Origin of the sequence: Flavihumibacter cheonanensis (genome assembly GCF_022352215.1) — a bacterium.
GTDB classification, from domain to species: domain Bacteria; phylum Bacteroidota; class Bacteroidia; order Chitinophagales; family Chitinophagaceae; genus Flavihumibacter; species Flavihumibacter cheonanensis.
In genome coordinates this window covers 1-290 of record NZ_JAKRWF010000068.1, presented here as the reverse complement: position 1 = coordinate 290, position 290 = coordinate 1, and the positions used below count along the sequence as shown (strand labels likewise).

The window sequence follows — 290 nt, the reverse complement described above, 5'->3', positions numbered from 1 at the left end:
TGCGTAACTATCAATCGGATAACATCCGGAAGAGCGGACAGGTTTCCAAGAATAATAATAAACGCAAATCCTATGTAGAACAGAGCCATGAGCGGCACTATTTTTGATGTAACGCTGCCGATACGCCTGATTCCCCCGATTATGACCAGCGCGGTAAGCGCGGCCAGCACAATACCGGTAAGGCCCCGGGGCATAGAGAAGGCTTCCTGCAGTGCAAGAGCAACCGAGTTTGCCTGCACCATGTTGCCGATGCCGAATGAAGCCAGTACGCCGAAAAACGCAAAAAGAAG

Annotated in this window: 1 protein-coding gene; it reads right to left on the bottom strand. The window is 51.0% G+C overall.

The genetic code is table 11. The features are described from left to right. Positions 1–242, bottom strand: a 242-nt coding sequence (locus MD536_RS22240; RefSeq protein ID WP_369075820.1) for an alanine:cation symporter family protein, incomplete at its 3' end; no start/stop codon positions are given. Positions 243–290 lie beyond the last annotated feature (48 nt).